General features: G+C 62.1%; 15 protein-coding genes. 1 reads left to right on the top strand and 14 read right to left on the bottom strand.

What is annotated here, in order from left to right; translation table 11 throughout:
* Window positions 1-120: 120 nt before the first annotated feature.
* From astE to acs, 13 genes are all read right to left on the bottom strand, one after another.
* The gene (gene astE / locus HU750_RS19600) at window positions 121-1128 is read right to left on the bottom strand and encodes a succinylglutamate desuccinylase (protein ID WP_186681973.1); all 1008 of its coding nucleotides are present in this window, start codon (window positions 1126-1128) and stop codon (window positions 121-123) included.
* 10 nt (window positions 1129-1138) lie between these two features.
* A complete protein-coding gene (locus HU750_RS19605) occupies window positions 1139-1429 on the bottom strand; it encodes a hypothetical protein (RefSeq protein WP_027593079.1) in 291 nt (96 codons plus the stop codon).
* Window positions 1430-1443: 14 nt separating this feature from the next.
* Entirely contained in the window at window positions 1444-2793 is a 1350-nt protein-coding gene (gene astB / locus HU750_RS19610; RefSeq protein WP_085272487.1) for an N-succinylarginine dihydrolase, read from the bottom strand.
* A 23-nt stretch (window positions 2794-2816) separates the two neighbouring features.
* Window positions 2817-4280 carry a succinylglutamate-semialdehyde dehydrogenase gene (astD, locus tag HU750_RS19615; RefSeq protein ID WP_186681895.1) on the bottom strand — a complete coding sequence of 488 codons (1464 nt, stop codon included), beginning with the start codon at window positions 4278-4280 and terminating at the stop codon, window positions 2817-2819.
* Window positions 4281-5309: an arginine N-succinyltransferase subunit beta gene (aruG, locus tag HU750_RS19620; RefSeq protein ID WP_027593082.1), complete on the bottom strand. Its 1029-nt coding sequence runs from the start codon at window positions 5307-5309 to the stop codon at window positions 4281-4283. It lies immediately after the preceding gene.
* An 86-nt stretch (window positions 5310-5395) separates the two neighbouring features.
* On the bottom strand, window positions 5396-6415 hold the full coding sequence (gene aruF / locus HU750_RS19625) for an arginine/ornithine succinyltransferase subunit alpha (protein WP_027593083.1): 1020 nt from the start codon (window positions 6413-6415) through the stop codon (window positions 5396-5398).
* A 142-nt stretch (window positions 6416-6557) separates the two neighbouring features.
* Window positions 6558-7778 (bottom strand): aspartate aminotransferase family protein, encoded by a 1221-nt coding sequence (locus HU750_RS19630; protein WP_085272485.1) that lies wholly within the window; start codon window positions 7776-7778, stop codon window positions 6558-6560.
* 307 nt (window positions 7779-8085) lie between these two features.
* Window positions 8086-9066, bottom strand: coding sequence for a transcriptional regulator ArgR (gene argR / locus HU750_RS19635; RefSeq protein WP_027593085.1), 981 nt, complete (start codon window positions 9064-9066; stop codon window positions 8086-8088).
* 104 nt (window positions 9067-9170) lie between these two features.
* On the bottom strand, window positions 9171-9935 hold the full coding sequence (gene aotP, locus HU750_RS19640; protein WP_027593086.1) for an arginine/ornithine transport ATP-binding protein AotP: 765 nt from the start codon (window positions 9933-9935) through the stop codon (window positions 9171-9173).
* A 22-nt stretch (window positions 9936-9957) separates the two neighbouring features.
* Complete coding sequence (locus tag HU750_RS19645) at window positions 9958-10656, bottom strand: ABC transporter permease (protein WP_027593087.1); 699 nt, start codon at window positions 10654-10656, stop codon at window positions 9958-9960.
* Entirely contained in the window at window positions 10653-11342 is a 690-nt protein-coding gene (locus HU750_RS19650) for an ABC transporter permease (RefSeq protein ID WP_027593088.1), read from the bottom strand. The genes HU750_RS19645 and HU750_RS19650 overlap by 4 nt, the downstream gene beginning before the upstream one ends.
* Before the next feature lie 88 nt (window positions 11343-11430).
* Entirely contained in the window at window positions 11431-12216 is a 786-nt protein-coding gene (aotJ, locus tag HU750_RS19655) for an L-arginine-binding protein AotJ (protein WP_027593089.1), read from the bottom strand.
* 624 nt (window positions 12217-12840) lie between these two features.
* Window positions 12841-14802: an acetate--CoA ligase gene (acs, locus tag HU750_RS19660; RefSeq protein WP_027593090.1), complete on the bottom strand. Its 1962-nt coding sequence runs from the start codon at window positions 14800-14802 to the stop codon at window positions 12841-12843.
* A gap of 409 nt (window positions 14803-15211) precedes the next feature.
* Here acs and HU750_RS19665 point away from each other — a divergent pair, with 409 nt between their 5' ends.
* Window positions 15212-15466 (top strand): DUF2790 domain-containing protein, encoded by a 255-nt coding sequence (locus tag HU750_RS19665; protein WP_027593091.1) that lies wholly within the window; start codon window positions 15212-15214, stop codon window positions 15464-15466.
* Window positions 15467-15538: 72 nt separating this feature from the next.
* Here the strand turns inward: HU750_RS19665 and HU750_RS19670 are convergent, their stop codons facing one another.
* The gene (locus HU750_RS19670; RefSeq protein WP_027593092.1) at window positions 15539-17098 is read right to left on the bottom strand and encodes a sigma-54-dependent phenylalanine hydroxylase transcriptional regulator PhhR; all 1560 of its coding nucleotides are present in this window, start codon (window positions 17096-17098) and stop codon (window positions 15539-15541) included.
* Window positions 17099-17102: the final 4 nt, after the last annotated feature.

Genomic DNA, 17102 nt, shown 5'->3' on the forward strand with positions numbered 1-17102 from the left:
ATCGTGCTTCGAACTATGCTTCTTCATGGTCTCGCCCTCGCTGCCGTTGGCTTCTTTGAACGCCACCGTGGCACTGTGATGCCTCGGCGGGGGCGAGTCCATCGATTACAAGGGCGGTATTCAGCCTAGGCACTGGCCCGAATCCGGTACCACCAGAATTCCCGCGCGCAGGCCGTTTTTTACTTTGGGGTTAGGGAAGATGATCCGCGCGCCCTCCTCCTCGACCACCCAGCGCGTTTCGGCCAGGTCTTCGGCCAGGAGGTAACCCATGCTCAACTCGGAGAAGTTTTCGATATCCGCCGGCAAATGCAGGCGGAAGCCCTCGCTGTGCTTGATGATCTCGCGAGCGACGCGGAACAGTTTCAAGCCCTCCAGCGAGTCTTCAGTCTCAGGCTCGGTGCCTTCGATGATCTGGATCAGGCGCTCTTCCAGCTTGTCGAGGTTGACCTGCTCGTTCTCCCCGAACGGCCTCGCCTTGCCAAGCTCCAGGGTGAACGCCTCGGCGGCGAGCTGCTCGTAGGTGAAGGCGCTGAAGGTAATGGACGACTTGCTCTGCAACAACACGGCCTCCATACCCGCTGCGGCCAGGCGCGCCAGCTCCCGGCGGGAATGCTTGCGCCCTTCCTTGTAGGGGTACAGGGCAAACTGCTCGATCTTCGAGCCACGGATGGCGGTATGCAGGTCGTAATGCAGGCGGGGGCGACCCGGCTTGCTGAAGAACACCCGGGCAAACTGTTCAAGCTCGGCGGCGCGCAGCGCCTCGAAACCACTGGACAGCTCGTGGCGACCATTGAACAGGCGGTTGATGTCCTGCTCGACGAAGCGCTCGCCCTTGCGGATGGCCGCCGGGTTGCCGAACAGGAACAACACCCGCGAACGCGGCTTGATCTTGCCATTGGCCACGCCATGCAACAGGCGCTCGAGCAACTCGATCGGCGCCGTTTCGTTACCATGGATACCGGCCGACAGCAGCAGGTCGAGCCCACTGTCCTCATGCTCGGGCGGGCGCACCTCAAGGGCGCCCTCCCCCAGCCAGCGCAAACGCACGCCCTTGGGTGTAACTTGGGTCTTCTCGGCCGGTTCGTGATCGGTCAAGGTCAGCTCAAGCAATTTGCCGAGGGCGAGCATAGGCACTTCCTTAATGGTGGTGACCGCAATCAGGGCCATGGACGTGATCGTCGCCATCAGCGGCTTCAGCCAGCTCCATTTCCAGCTGCAGGCTGACCAGGTTGGTGGCCATCGGGCGCAGCAGCAGGTTGGCATACTCGGTGTCGTTTTCATCGACATCCACGCCAATCAGCAACTGGCCGCGGCCGTCCTGCTGAATCCACACTTCCTTGCCTTGCCAGACCACAGCAAAACGGGTGCAGGAGGTTTCCAGCTGGGTGCCGTCTTCGTCTTCGAGGATCAGGCGCAGGGCATCGGTCATTACTTAGTCTCTCTTCAAGGTTGGCGTTGGAACGGATAGACCGAACCCAATTTCAGAATCTGGGTCAACTCATCCAGTGCCGTACGGCATTCGACCAGCAGTTGCGGATCGGCCAGCTCCGCTTCGCCAAGGCGATCGCGGTAATGCTTGTCGACCCATTGCAGCAGGGTGTCGTACAGCGGCGCGGTCATGATAACGCCTGGATTCACCGCCGCCAGTTCCGATTCCTTCAATGCCACGCGCAGACGCAGGCAAGCAGGGCCTCCGCCGTTCTGCATGCTCTGCTTGAGGTCGAACACTTTGACCTCTTTGACCGGGCCGCCCTGCTGGGTCAGTTGTTCCAGGTAGGCCCAGACGCGCTCGTTACTGCGGCACTCCTCCGGCACTACCAGCAGCATGGAGCCGTCGTCACGGCTGAGCAGCTGGCTGTTGAACAGGTACGAACGCACGGCGTCGTCTACTGCCACCGCCGCACGCGGCACTCGGATGGCCTGGAAGTTGCCGCCCTTGTGGGCCAGTTTAGCTTGCAGCTGGCCAAGCACCGCTTCGGTCTCGAGGAAGGCGTCCTCGTGGTAGAACAGCACCTCGCCGTTGCCCACCGAAATCACGTCATTGTGGAACACGCCCTGGTCGATCACTGCCGGGTTCTGTTGAGCGTAGACCACGCCGTCGTCGCGCAGGCCGTGCAGCCGCACCACGGCCTGGGAAGCCTCCAGGGTTTGCCGTGCCGGGTACTTCTGCGGCGCAGGGTAGCGGCTGTCGAAGGCGCTGCGGCCGTAGACGAAGAATTCGACGCCCGCCTCGCCGTAGCTGCGACAGAAGCGGGTGTGGTTGGCCGCGCCCTCGTCACCAAACTGCGCCACCGCCGGCAATGCCTCGTGGTGGGCGAAGTGTTTGTCATCGGCGAACATCGCCCCCAGCACACGGCTGGTGGTCGGGTGCTCGATGCTGCGGTGGTATTTGCAGTTGAGGTTGGCAGCAGTGAAATGCACGCGGCCATCGGCGGTGTCGGCACTGGGGCTGACCGTGGCAGCGTTGGCCACCCACATGCTCGAGGCCGAGCAGCTGGCCACCAACAACGGCATGGCCTGCTTGGCAGCGCGCTGGATCACCTCGGCATCGCTGCCAGTGAAGCCCAGGCGGCGCAGCGCAGCCACGTCCGGGCGCTCCTGCGGGGCCAGCACGCCCTGCTTGAAGCCCATGTCGGCCAAAGCCTTCATTTTTGCCAGGCCCTGGCGCGCCGCTTCACGCGGGTTGGACGCCTGCTGGCTGTTGCTTTGCGAAGCCACATTGCCGTAAGACAAGCCGCCATAGTTGTGGGTAGGCCCCACCAGGCCATCAAAATTCACTTCATAGGATTTCATCGGCTAGGCTCCGAGACCGTTTGTTATAGGGTGACGCCCGGCGTCAAGGTTGCCGGCAAGGCGAGGCTGGCGGTCTCCAGCGAAGCCACGGGGTAAGCGCAGTAGTCGGCCGCGTAATAGGCGCTGGCGCGGTGGTTGCCGCTGTTGCCGACACCCCCGAACGGCGCGCTGCTGGCGGCGCCGGTCAACTGTTTGTTCCAGTTGACGATGCCCGCCCGGCTGCGCAGCCAGAAGTACTGGTAACGGGCGCGGGAGTCGGACAGCAGACCGGCGGCCAGGCCGTACTGGGTGTTGTTGGCCTCATCGATGGCGGCCTCGAAATCGGCGTAGCGAATCACCTGCAGCAACGGGCCGAAGAACTCTTCGTCCGGGCGGTCGGCAACGGCGCTGACATCGAGAATGCCTGGCGTCAGCAACGCGGCATCGGCCTCGGGTTGGGTCATTTCCAGCAACTTCACGGCGCCCTTGCCCACCAGCTCGGCCTGGGCTGCGATCAGCGCCTGCGCTGCCTGCAGCGAAATCACCGAACCCATGAACGGCGCTGGCTGCTGGTCGAAAGCGCCAACGGTGATGCTTTTGCACACCTCGACCAGCCGCGTGATCAACGAATCGCCCCACGCCCCTTGCGGCACCAGCAGGCGTCGTGCACAGGTGCAGCGCTGGCCAGCAGAAATGAAGGCCGACTGGATGATGGTGTACACCGCGGCGTCCAGGTCCTTGACCTCGTCCACCAGCAACGGGTTGTTGCCGCCCATTTCCAGCGCGAGGATCTTGTCCGGGCGCCCGGCGAACTGCTGGTGCAACAGGTTGCCAGTGCGGCTGGAGCCGGTGAAGAACACCCCGTCGATACCCGGGTTGGCCGCCAGCGCCACGCCGGTTTCACGCGCGCCCTGGACAAGGTTGAGCACTCCGGCAGGCAGGCCAGCGGCGATCCAGCAGTTGACCGTCAGTTCGGCCACCTTGGGCGTCAGTTCGCTGGGTTTGAAGACAACGCAGTTGCCCGCCAGCAGTGCCGGCACGATGTGCCCATTGGGTAAGTGGCCGGGGAAGTTGTAGGGCCCGAACACCGCCACCACACCGTGGGGCTTGTGCCGCAGCACGGCCGTGGCATCGGCCAGTGGGCCGCTTTTTTCACCGGTGCGCTCACGGTAGCTCTGTACCGAAATCGCCACCTTGTTGATCATGCTGGTGACTTCGGTCGCCGATTCCCACAGCGGCTTGCCGGTTTCTTCGCCGATGCAGTGCGCCAGCGCTTCGGCATGCTGCTTCAGCTGTTCGGCAAACTTTTCCAGCACATCGATACGTGCCTCCAGGCTCAACTGTGCCCAGGCCGGAAAGGTCTGGCGCGCAGCCTTCACGGCAGCGTCAACCTGGCTGGCGTCGGCGCCCTGCCCGTCCCAGACAACCGCCTGGGTCACGGGGTTGAGCGATTGCAGGGGTGCTCCCTGGCCGGCCTGCCAATCGCCGGCGATGTAATGCGTAGTCATTTACTGGGCCTCCCGGCTCGCCGACAGCGGCACGGCACGCACGTTGTCGCCAGCCCCCATGCGCAGGCGCTTGGCGGTCAGCGGGTCGACCACTAGGGTGCCAGCCGCCAGGCGTGCAGGCGCGGCCGTGATGCGGCAGTCGTCGCGTTTGCGGTTGTGGATGATGTAAGGGGTGGCGTCATCGCCCGGGGTACCGACCGCCAGCACCAGGGTCTGGCTTTCGCGCACGGCACGAATCTTGGCGGTCTCGCACTCGATGGCGGGGCCTGCGTCGAAGATGTCGACATAGCCCTGGTAGTTGAAACCTTCCTGCTTGAGCATGGCCAGCGCAGGCTCGGTGTCGGTGTGTACACGCCCGATCACGTTGCGCGCGGCTTCGGAGAGGAAGCAGGTGTACAGCGGGAACTTGGGCATCAGCTCGGCGATGAACGACTTGTTGCCCACCCCGGTCAGGTAGTCGGCCTGGCTGAACTCCATCTTGAAGAAGTGGCGGCCCAGGCTTTCCCAGAACGGCGAGCGGCCCTGCTCGTCGGACATGCCGCGCATCTCGGCAATGATCTTCTTGCCGAACAGCTCCGGGAACTCGGCGATGAACAACATCCGCGCCCGCGACAGCAAGCGGCCATTGAGGCCAGAACGGTAGTCACTGCGCAAAAACAACGAGCAAAGCTCGGAGTTGCCGGTCAGGTCGTTGGCCAAGAACAGGGTGGGGATCTCGCGGTAGATGTTCAGCTCCTGCGAGGCGCTGACGGTGAGCCCGACCCGGTAGTTGTACCAAGGCTCACGCAGGCCGACGGCCCCGGCGATGGCACTGATGCCCACCACCAGGCCTTCGTCGTTTTCCAGCACGAACAGGTAGTCGGTATCGCCCCGCTCGGCTTCGCCACGGAAGCTCTTCTCGGCCCAGCCCACGCGATGCCCAAGGCGCTCTTCGTTGGCTGGCAGCGTGGTCAGCCCGGTGGTACCAGTGCTGCGAGCCAATTCGATCAGCGCGGGTAAATCGCTGCTGCGTACGGGACGAACGATCATGCTATCTCCTTGAGCGGCGACCTCTGCCACCGCGAAACGCTTCGTTTCGAGCTTGCTGTTTCGAGCTGCCTGCGCAGGCTCACGCCTTACACGGCAACCAGCCGCACGCTTGCACCCTCACCGACACCCAGGGCCTCGGCCGCGTCGCGCCCCAGGCTGACCGGTTTGCCGGGCACCCAGTCGAGTTCCAGCAACACCGCGCGGTAGTCCTGCAACTGGCCGTTGCACACCAGGTACGGGCGCCCACCCTTGGCCGGGGCCTCCTCCAGCTTGACCGGTACTACACGGCTCTGGGCAATCGAGCGAATGCCCGAAGCCCGTGCGTGCAAGGTCGGCCCGCCGTCGAAGATGTCGATGTAGTGCTCGGTCTCGAAGCCTTCCCGCATCAGGATGTCGAAGGTGATCTGCGCGCGCGGATGCACCTGGCCCATGGCCTCCTGAGCTTCGTCGGGCAGCAGCGGCACGTAGATCGGGTAGTGCGGCATCAGTTCGGCCAGGAAGGTACGGCTCTTCAGCCCGCACAGGCGCTCGGCATGGGCGTAGTTGAGGTCGAAGAAGTTGCGGCCTATGGCATCCCAGAAGGGCGACTCGCCCTGATCGTCGCTGTAGCCCACGATCTCGGTCACCACCGAATCGGCAAAACGCTCCGGGTGCGAGGCCATGAACAGCAGGCGGCCACGCGAGTTGAGCTCGGCCCAGCCGCTGCCGACCAATTCGGGCAGCACGTAGAAGCTGGTCAGCAAGCTGTTGCCAGTCAGGTCGTGGCACAGCGAGAGAACGTGGATCTTGTTGTGGATCTTCAGCTCGCGCGAGGCGTGCACGAAGGTCTCGTTACGGAAACTGTAGAACGGCTCGGAGTAACCGGCCGAGGCGACGATGGCCGAGCAGCCGGCAAGCTTGCCGGTGTCGCTGTCTTCGAGCACGAAGAAGTAGCTTTCTTCGCCATTGAAGCTGACCTCGGCGGCGAAGGAGGTTTCCGACGCGGCGATCTTGTCGCCAAGACGGGCAGTATCGTCCGGCAGCGAGGTGACACCAATGGGGCTGTCGGCAGCCATGCGCTGCACTTCGTTCAGGTCAGCCATTTGCGCGGGGCGCATCACCAGCATGGTGTCACTCCTTTGGTAAAGCGGGCCGTTCGTGACGGCGCGAAAAAACGGCGGGCGCGTGATTGAAACGGCAAGCACGCGCCCGCACTGGAATTCAGCTATCGCCGGCCCGCTAAGGGCCGGCGAAGGGACCGCTGGCGAATCAGCCTTGGGTCAGTTTGGCCACGGCGCGCTCGAAGCGGTTCAGGCCTTCATCGATGTCGGCGTCTTCGACCACCAGGCTAGGCGCGAAACGCACCACGTCCGGGCCGGCCTGCAGCACCATCACACCTTCTTTCTCGGCGGCGTTGAGCACGTCCTTGGCCTTGCCCTGCCAGGCGTCGGTCAGCACACAACCGATCAGCAGGCCGACACCACGCACCTGGGAGAACAGGCCGTACTGCTGGCCGATCTGCTCCAGGCGGGTTTTGAAGCGTGTGTGCTTGGCCTTGATGCCGGCCAGGGTTTCAGGGGTGTTGATCACGTCCAGCACCGCGCAGGCGACGGCGCAACCCAGTGGGTTACCGCCATAGGTGGTGCCGTGGGTGCCGACGGCCAAGTGTTTTGCCAGCTCCGTGGTAGTCAGCATGGCGCCGATTGGGAAGCCGCCACCCAGGCTTTTGGCGCTGGTCAGGATATCCGGGGTTACACCGTAGTGCTGGTAAGCGTACAGCGAACCGGTACGGCCAACGCCGGTCTGCACTTCGTCGAAGATCAGCAGGGCATTGTGCTCATCGCACAGCTTGCGTGCGCCTTCCAGGTACGCCTTGTCGGCCGGCACCACACCACTTTCGCCCTGGATCGGTTCGATTACCACCGCGCAAGTCTTGTCGGAAATCTGTGCTTTCAGTGCTTCCAGGTCGTTGTACGGCACATGGCTGATGCCGGTGATCTTAGGCCCGAAGCCATCGGAGTACTTCGGCTGGCCACCGACGCTGACGGTGAACAGGGTACGCCCGTGGAAGCTGTTCACGGTGGCGATGATTTCGTGCTTTTCAGGGCCGAAGCGGTCATGGGCCACGCGGCGGGCCAGCTTGAAGGCGGCCTCGTTGGCCTCGGCGCCGGAGTTACAGAAGAAGGCACGGTCGGCAAAGGTCGCGTCTACCAGCTTGTGCGCCAGGCGCAGGGCCGGCTCGTTGGTGAAGACGTTGGACACGTGCCAGAGGGTGTTGGCCTGCTCGGTCAGCGCCTTGACCAGTGCCGGATGGCAGTGACCCAGGGCATTGACGGCGATACCGCCAGCAAAGTCGATCAGCTCGCGACCCGACTGGTCCCAAACCCGGGAACCCTCGCCTCGGACAGGAATGAAGGCCGCCGGCGAATAGTTGGGAACCATGACCTGGTCGAAATCGGCACGTTGCACCGGGGCTTGCTCAACGGACATCTGAGTCTCCTGAAGAGGAACGCTGGCCTGGAAGTGGCGAGCGATGGGGGGATTGTAAGGACTGATCAGCGCCTGTCCTTGCGGCCAAGCGACAACTTGTTACAGCGCAAAACCCTGTTTTACCCAGGCTTTCGGCAATGCGACAAACACTGTCGCAATCGCGCAGTGTAACGGGAGTGGGTGGCTGGGTGAACGGGTGTTCACAAGGGATTCGGTGCCTTTGGGCATACCCCGATAATTTAGCGGCGCCTGGGAGATCGAGCGCCGCCCTCACCCCCAAGGCATTCGCCCGAACCCAACCAGAATCTCAGCCCTTTTCAGCCGGCGCCGAGCTCAACTCGAACGGGCTGCTGTTACGCCGCTGGTTGCGATCTTCCCGCGGCGTCGCGCCAAAAAAGTTACGGTAGGCACTGGAAAAATGCGGCCCCGAAGAGAACCCGCACGACAAGCCGATCTGGATGATCGACTTGCTGGTCTGCATCAGCATCTGCCGCGCCTTGTTCAGCCGCAGCTCAAGGTAATACTGGCTAGGTACGCGGTTCAGGTACTGCTTGAAGATTCGCTCCAACTGCCGACGCGACACGCACACATGCTGGGCGATCTCGTCGGTGGTCAGCGGCTCTTCGATGTTGGCTTCCATCAGCAGCACAGCCTGGGTCAGTTTGGGGTGGCTGGAGCCCAAGCGGTTTTGCAACGGAATGCGCTGACGCTCGCCGCCCTCGCGAATGCGCTCGACCACCAGCTCCTCGGACACCGCCCCCGCCAGCTCCGCGCCATGATCACGCGCCAGCACGGCCAGCAACAGGTCGGTCACTGCCATACCACCACAGGCAGTCAGGCGGTCGCGGTCCCAGTCGAACAGGTGGCTGGTAGCGATGACCTTGGGGAAGCGCTCGGCAAAATCATCCTGCCAGCGCCAGTGCACCGCCGCGCGGTAACCGTCGAGCAGGCCAAGCTGCGCCAGCGGATACACACCGGCAGACAAGCCACCGATCATGCAACCACTGCGCGCCAGTTGCTTGAGTGCAGTCGACAGCACCGAACCCACGGCCTGCGGCGGCTCGTCGGCCAGCAACAAGAGCTTCTGGCACCCTTCGAGGCGGCCATTCCACGGCTCGCCCGGCAGGCGCCAGGCGCCCTCCACCGCCGGCTCCGCCTGCAGAAACGCCAAGTCGTAGACCACGTCCGGATGCACCCGCTGGGCCACCTGCAACACTTCCTCGGCCAGCGCCAGGGTCAAGGGCTTGGTGCTGGGCCAGATGAGAAAACCGATTCGCTGGGTGGTCATAGGGGGCGGTCCGAAACCTTGGGGGGCGTTCACGTCAGTGGCACAGGGTCAGGCTGCGCTCGCTGCGCAGCATGCCCTATTCTGGTGCAAAGATGCAGCCTACTTTACTTGAGGCTGCCGGAGAGAAATTGCTTGAGCCGCTCCGATTGCGGGTTGGCCAGCACCTCGCGCGGGCAGCCGGTCTCTTCGACCAAGCCTTTGTGCAAGAACACCAACTGGTTCGACACCTCGCGGGCAAAGCCCATCTCGTGGGTCACCACCACCATGGTCCGGCCTTCCTGGGCCAGCGCCTGCATGACCTTGAGCACATCGCCCACCAGCTCGGGGTCAAGGGCCGAGGTCGGCTCGTCGAACAGCATCACCTCAGGCTCGACGGCCAGGGCACGGGCAATCGCCACCCGCTGCTGCTCACCACCGGACATGTGCCCCGGGAAGGCATCCTTGCGGTGGGCCACACCGACCTTGGCCAGGTAGTACTCGGCCTTTTCCAGGGCCTCTTTCTTGCTCACCCCAAGCACGTGCACGGGGGCTTCGATGACGTTCTCCAACGCGGTCATGTGCGACCACAGGTTGAAATGCTGGAACACCATCGACAGGCGCGAGCGCATGCGCTGCAACTGGCGCGCGTCGGCCGCCTTGAGCGCGCCATCTTTGCCGGCGACCAGTTTCAGCTCTTCGTTATTGAGCAGAATCTTGCCGGCGTGGGGCTGCTCCAGCAGGTTGATGCAGCGCAGGAAGGTTGACTTGCCCGAACCGCTGGAGCCGATGATGCTGATCACATCGCCTGCCTTGGCCGCCAGGGACACGCCCTTGAGCACTTCATGGCTGCCATAGCGCTTGTGCAGGTCTTGGACTTCGAGTTTGTACATGCTGTCGATTCTCACAAAGCGGTCAGTGCTTGCGCGGCGCCAGGTAGCCGAGCCAGCGGCGTTCGGCCATCTTGAACAGGCGCACCAGGATGAAGGTCAGGCACAGGTAGAACACGCCCGCCGTGATGTAGGCCTCGAAAGGCAGGTAGTACTGGGCATTGACCGTGCGCGCCGCACCCGTGATGTCGATCAGGGTGACGATCGACGCCAGGCTGGTGGTCTGCAGCATCATGATCACTTCGTTGCTGTACTGCGGCAATGCCCGGCGCAAGGCCGAGGGCAGCAGGATGCGGCGGTACATCTTGAAGCGCGACATGCCCATGGCCTTGGCCGCTTCGATCTCGCCATGGGGCGTGGCCTTGAGGCTGCCGGCGATGATTTCTGCGGTGTAGGCGCTGGTGTTGACGGCAAAGGCCAGGCAAGCGCAGAAGGTCGCACTGGACAGCAGCGGCCAGAAGATGCTCTCGCGCACCGCTTCGAACTGGGCCAGGCCGTAGTAGATCAGGAACAACTGCACCAGCATCGGCGTACCGCGGATCACGTAGGTGTACAGCCAGGCGGTGAGGTTCACCAGCGGCTGCTTGGACACCCGCATCAGCCCCAGCGGAATCGCCGCGAGCAAACCGAACAACAGCGACAGCGCCAGCAGCTTCAGGGTAGTCAGCAACCCGCCCAAGTACAGCGGCATGGCCTCCCACACCACGTTGTAGTCGAAGATCATAGTTCAACCACCTTGACGCCTACCGAGTAGCGTTTTTCAAGATACTTCAGCGCCAGCAGCGAGACACTGGTCAGGACCAGGTACAGGGCCGCCACCGCCAGGAAGAAGGTGAAGGGTTCACGGGTAGCGTCCGCCGCCTGCTTGGCCTTGAACATCATGTCCTGCAGGCCGACCACCGAGATCAGCGCCGTGGCCTTGGTCAGCACCAGCCAGTTGTTGGTGAAGCCCGGGATGGCCAGGCGGATCATCTGCGGCACCTGGATGCGGAAGAACACCTGACGGTTGCTCATGCCATAGGCCACGCCGGCTTCGGCCTGGCCCTTGGGGATGCCGAGGAAGGCGCCGCGGAAGGTTTCCGATAGGTAGGCGCCAAAAATGAAGCCCAAGGTCCCGATACCCGCCGCCAGCGGATTCAGGTCGATGTAGTCTTCGTAACCGAGCAGCGGCGCTACCCGGTTGATGATGTCCTGCCCGCCGTAGAAGATCAGCAGGATCAGTACCAAGTCCGGAATACCACGGATGACCGTGGCATACATATCGCCCAGCCAAGCCAGCCAGCGCACCGGCGACAAGCGCAGCGCCACACCGATCAGGCCGAGCACGATGGCCAGGGCCATCGACGACAGGGCGAGCTGCAGCGTCAGCCACGCCCCGTCGAGGATGACTGCCCCGTAGCCTTTCAACATGATGAGGTCCTCGACCTAGAGAATGAAAAATGGTGCAAACCTCAGAGCCTCTGCTGTTTGCACCATTGCACAGGTTTAACCCGACGTCTTACTTCGAGTCTGGACCGTAGATATCGAAATTGAAGTACTTGGCTTCGATTTGTTTGTACTTGCCGTTGGCACGGATGGCGTCGATGGCCGCGTTGATGCGGTCGACGTTAGCTTTGTCGCCCTTGCGCACGGCAATGCCGATGCCATCACCGAAGTACTTGGCGTCGGTGAATGCTGGGCCTACGAACGCGAAGCCTTTGCCAGCGTCGGTCTTCAGGAAGCCATCTTCCAGCAGGGTGGCGTCAGCCACGGTGCCATCGAGGCGACCCGCCGCGACATCCAGGTAGATTTCGTTCTGGGTACCGTAAGGGACCACGGTGGCACCTTTGGCGCCCAGTACTTCCTTGGCGAAGCGGTCATGGATCGAGCCACGCTGCACGCCGATCTTCTTGCCCTGCAGTTCGTTGAGGCTGTCGCTGACGGTGGTGCCTTCCTTCATGACCAGGCGCGCTGGGGTCAGGTAGTAGCGCTTGGTGAAGTCGACCGATTTCTTGCGGTCTTCGGTGATCGACATCGACGACAGGATAGCGTCGATCTTGCGCACCTTCAGTGCCGGGATCAGGCCGTCGAACTCTTGCTCGACCCAGGTGCACTTGGCTTTCATCTCTTCACACAGGGCATTGCCGATGTCGTAGTCGAAACCGGCGATGCTGCCGTCGGGCTGCTTGAAGGCGAAGGGTGGGTAAGCGGCTTCGATACCGATTTTCAACGGTTTTTCATCGGCCTGCGACACCAGGGAAAACACGGACAGCGCCAGGGCGCCAAGCAGTGCGAGCTTCTTCATCAGGTAACTCCATCGGTACGGGGCAATACAAGGCAGGGTAACAACTGCCCGATATGCGAATGGGTACAACGCGAGCCGCGCAGGGTTCGACCAAGGCCGCAGACCACGAGCGAGTGAGTGGCATTTTAACGACAGCCCGGTAGTCGATATTTCTTCAAAGCGACAACTACTTACAGAAGCGCTTGAAACCACTGCGGGCGATGTTGACAGCCATTGCAAAACATGCAAAGGCGCAAGGAAAATAACCTATAGACCTAGCAATTACTGGGCCTATTATTCGCAAAGCCTTGTATGACGGCAAGTGTAGCGTGCTGTGTTGCAGAAAATGACTCGGCGAACGCACCGAAACGGGTCATGACTGTTTCCACTCGCCCCGCGCCTGTGCGTAATCGGTGACAGAAGAGTTACCGATGAATGTCGGGTAACAGTAAAGCAAAAAACCCCGCCGGTTGCCCGTGCGGGGTTTTCTGACACATACACACCCCTGTAGGAGCGGCCTTGTGTCGCGATGGGGCGCGAAGCGGCCCCACCATTTCAGCTTCGCCACTGGCAATGCCGGGGCCGCTTTGCGGCCCTTTCGCGACACAAGGCCGCTCCTACAAGGGCTCGCGCTCTGCCCCAATATCAGGCCGTAGCCAGGTTCATGGCTTTGTGCGTGTCGATCAGGTGCTGCACCACACCCGGGTCGGCCAGGGTCGAGATATCACCCAGCGAGCCGTATTCCGCCGTGGCGATCTTGCGCAGGATACGCCGCATGATCTTGCCCGAGCGTGTCTTCGGCAACCCTGGCGCCCACTGGATCACATCCGGCGAGGCAATCGGACCGATCTCCTTGCGCACCCAGTTCTTCAGCTCCAGGCGCAATTGTTCGCTAGGCTCCACGCCGGCATTGAGGGTGACATAAACATAGATGCCCTGGCCCTTGATGTCGTGCGGCACGCCCACCACAGCCGCTTCCGCAACCTTGGAATGGGCAACCATGGCGCTTTCGATCTCGGCAGTCCCCATGCGGTGGCCAGACACGTTGAGCACGTCGTCCACACGCCCGGTGATCCAGTAGTAACCATCCTCGTCGCGGCGCGCGCCGTCACCGGTGAAGTACATGCCCCGGAAGGTTTTGAAGTAGGTGTCGACGAAGCGGTCGTGGTCGCCATACAGCGAGCGCGACTGGCCCGGCCAGGAATCGAGAATCACCAGGTTGCCTTCAGCAGCGCCATCGATCAGGTTGCCCAGGTTATCCACCAGCGCCGGCACCACGCCGAAGAACGGACGGGTCGCCGAACCCGGCTTGAGGCCAGTGGCGCCCGGCAGTGGGCTGATCAGGATGCCGCCGGTCTCGGTCTGCCACCAGGTGTCGACGATCGGGCAACGCTCCTTGCCGACGGTCTTGTAGTACCAGTTCCACGCTTCGGGGTTGATCGGTTCGCCGACCGAACCCAACAGGCGCAGGCTGGAACCATCAGCCCCCTCTACCGCAGCCTGCCCTTCGGCCATCATGGCGCGGATTGCGGTCGGTGCGGTGTAGAGGATATTGACCTTGTGCTTGTCGACGATCTTCGACACACGGGTGATGTCCGGGTAGTTCGGCACGCCTTCGAACAGCAAGGTGGTGGCGCCATTGGCCAGCGGGCCGTAGACGATGTAGCTGTGGCCGGTGACCCAGCCAACGTCGGCGGTGCACCAGTAGACTTCACCTGGGCGGTAGTCGAACACGCGCTCGTGGGTCAGCGCGGCGTAAACCAGGTAACCCCCGGTGGTGTGCAGCACGCCCTTGGGCTTGCCGGTGGAGCCGGAGGTGTAAAGGATGAACAGCGCTTCTTCAGCGCCCATCTCTTTCGGCGCGCAGTGGCTGGAGGCCACTTTCATCAGGTCTTCGTACCAGATGTCGCGGTGTTGGTGCCAGGCGATATCGCCACCGGTGCGCTTGCACACGATGATCTTCTGCACGCTGCTGGTCTCAGGGTTGGTCAGCGCCAGGTCGACGTTGCCTTTGAGCGGCGTACGGCGCCCGCCACGCACACCTTCGTCGGCGGTGATCACCACCTTGGACTTGCAGTCGATGATTCGGCCAGCCAACGCCTCAGGGGAGAAGCCGCCGAACACCACCGAGTGGATTGCACCGATGCGGGCACAGGCCAGCATGGCGACCACGGCCTCGGGGATCATCGGCATATAGATAGTCACCACATCGCCACGGTGCACGTCTTGGCCGCGCAGGGCGTTGGCGAACTTGCAGACCTGCTCGTGGAGCTCGCGGTAGGTGATGTTGCGGTGCTCGGAAGGGTCGTCGCCCTCCCAGATGATCGCCAGTTGGTCGCCACGCTCTTCGAGGTGACGGTCCAGGCAGTTGGAGGAAACGTTCAGAGTGCCGTCGGCAAACCACTTGATATCGACATGGTGGTCATCGAACGAGGTCTGCTTGACCTTGGTGAACGGCTTGATCCAGTCGAGACGCTGGGCCTGCTCGCGCCAGAAGCCGTCCGGGTTGATCACCGATTGCTGGTACATGGCCTTGTAGGTGGCCTCGTCGGTCAGGGTAGTGGCCGCAACCTCGGGACGAACGGGATACAGTGGAGCCGCACTCATCTGTGTTACCTCGGTGTAATAGTTGTTTTTGTATGGAACCGTTTGTAACTGTACCAGAGCGGCAAAAGCCATTCGACGTTGGTAGTAAAGCAGCGGATTTTGGTACTGACGTACGAGCAAAGCGCTCTAGCACGCGGCTCGCAGCCCTAGGCAGAAAGAATCGCCGTTTTTTTTCGCGTGATTGTTACAGATTCTGTCAAAACACTTTATCAAAAGTCCCACTGTTTCAGCGGTTGCCACCTGCCTAGAATTCATCTCGCCAACAACGGCAAGGCGATTAACTTCTGGCAACAGCCCCCACGAAGGCAAGCGTTAATCACCCGCTAAATCCCGATCGTTAAAACTAGCAGCACTCGCGGCGCCACAAGCGCCGCGCACCCCCTCACGACCTTAGACAGGTAAATAGAAAATGAAAGCTTTACTGGTATTGGTACTTGGCAGTCTTTGCGGCGCGGCAATGGCCGGCGAAGCAAACGATGCCGAGCAGATTCCGGTTGAACAGTACAGTTACTCGCAGCACTTGGACATTGCCCGCGTCATCTCCATGAGCGAAGTGCCCAACGTCTGTGAAGTCGTGCCCGCCCGCATGACCTACGAGGACTCCCAGGGCCAGAAGCACATTCTTGAATACCGCGTGATGGGGAACGGTTGCTCTAACGGCTAACCCTTGAGATCGGGGCCCCGCTGGGGCCCTTCGCGGGTTTCCCCGCGAACAAATAAACCCAGTCGGCTGGCATTATTCAGTTGACTTGCCCAACGCATAATCCCGCAACTTATTGGCAATCGTGGTGTGCGAAACACCCAGTCTTTTGCCCAGCGCGCGACTACTTGTAAATTCCCCCATCAAACTTTCCAGCACGGCTTTTTCAAAACGGCCGACAATCTGTGAAAGGTCCCCTTCCAATGAAAACTCTCCCAACGGTTGCCGCACACCGTAGTCCGGCAAACGTATATGTTCACTTTTAACTACACCGCCTTCACATAACGAAACCGCCTGGAACAATACGTTTTCCAGTTGCCGTACGTTGCCTGGCCAGTGGTACTGGCTTAGTTTATCCATCGCGGCCGGTAATAACCGTGGCAAGGCGCAGCCGATCTGCCGGCTGGCCTGGTCGAGAAAGTGCTGCACCAAGCCTTCCAGCCCGTCCATGCACTCACGCAATGGCGGAATGTGCAGCGACAGCACGTTGAGGCGGTGGTACAGGTCCTGGCGGAACTCACCGCGCGCGCACAGCTCGGACAAATCCACCTGGGTGGCGCAGATCACCCGCACATCCAGGTACACCTCTTCATCACTGCCTACGCGGCGAAAGCAACCGTCCTGCAGAAAGCGCAGCAGTTTCACCTGCAAACGCGGGCTCATCTCCCCTACCCCATCAAGGAACAGCGTACCGCCGGCCGTCAGCTCCAGCAGGCCCAGCTTGCCCTCGGCCCGCGCACCCTCGAAAGCACCCGGCCCGTAGCCGAACAGCTCGGTCTCGGCCATGGACTCTGGCAACCCCGCACAGTTGAGCGCCATTAACGGCGACTGCCCACGCGGGCTGGCCAGGTGGCAGGCACGTGCCAGCAACTCCTTGCCGGTGCCGGTCTCCCCTTCGATCAGCAAAGGGGCATCCAAGGGCGCCATGCGCCGTGCCTCGCGCACCACCGCCGCCATCACCCGCGAGCTCTGGAAGATACTGTCAAAGCCGCGCAGTTCCTGCTTGCGCACGTTGTAGATGCGCTCACCGATACGGTCGGCGCGGTGCAAGGTCAGCACCGCGCCGGCCAGCGCCTCGCTGTCGTCATGCTCGGACTGCAAGGGGGCGATGTCGGCGAGAAACACATCCCCTTTCACCTTGACCCGCAGGCCATTGATACGCGACTTGTTGGCGCGCACCAACTCGGGCAGGTCGAAGTCTTCCACATAACGCGCCAGCGGCATGCCCGGTACCTCGTCGACGCGCACCCCGAGCAACTGCGCCGCAGTGCGGTTGGCGGCGACGATGCTGCCGCCCATGTCGATCGACAGCACCGGAAAGTCCAACGCACCCAGCAACGCGTTCAGCTCCATGTGCCGGCGCTCGCTGGGCATCAAGCCGACGCGTTTGACGCCGAACACCCCGGCAATGGCTTCGAACTTGGGCCGCAGTGCCTGAAACTGCAGGTTGATCAGGTTCGGGCAGTGCAGGTAGATGGCGTTGCCATGGTCGCCGCCCACCTCACCACGCAGCACGTTGATGCCGTACTCCACCAACAGGTTGAGGATGTCGCGAAGGATGCCGATGCGGTTCTGGCAATGCACTTTGATACGCATGAAC

Source organism: Pseudomonas sp. SWRI50 (assembly GCF_014269095.1).
GTDB classification, from domain to species: Bacteria; Pseudomonadota; Gammaproteobacteria; order Pseudomonadales; family Pseudomonadaceae; genus Aquipseudomonas; species Aquipseudomonas kermanshahensis.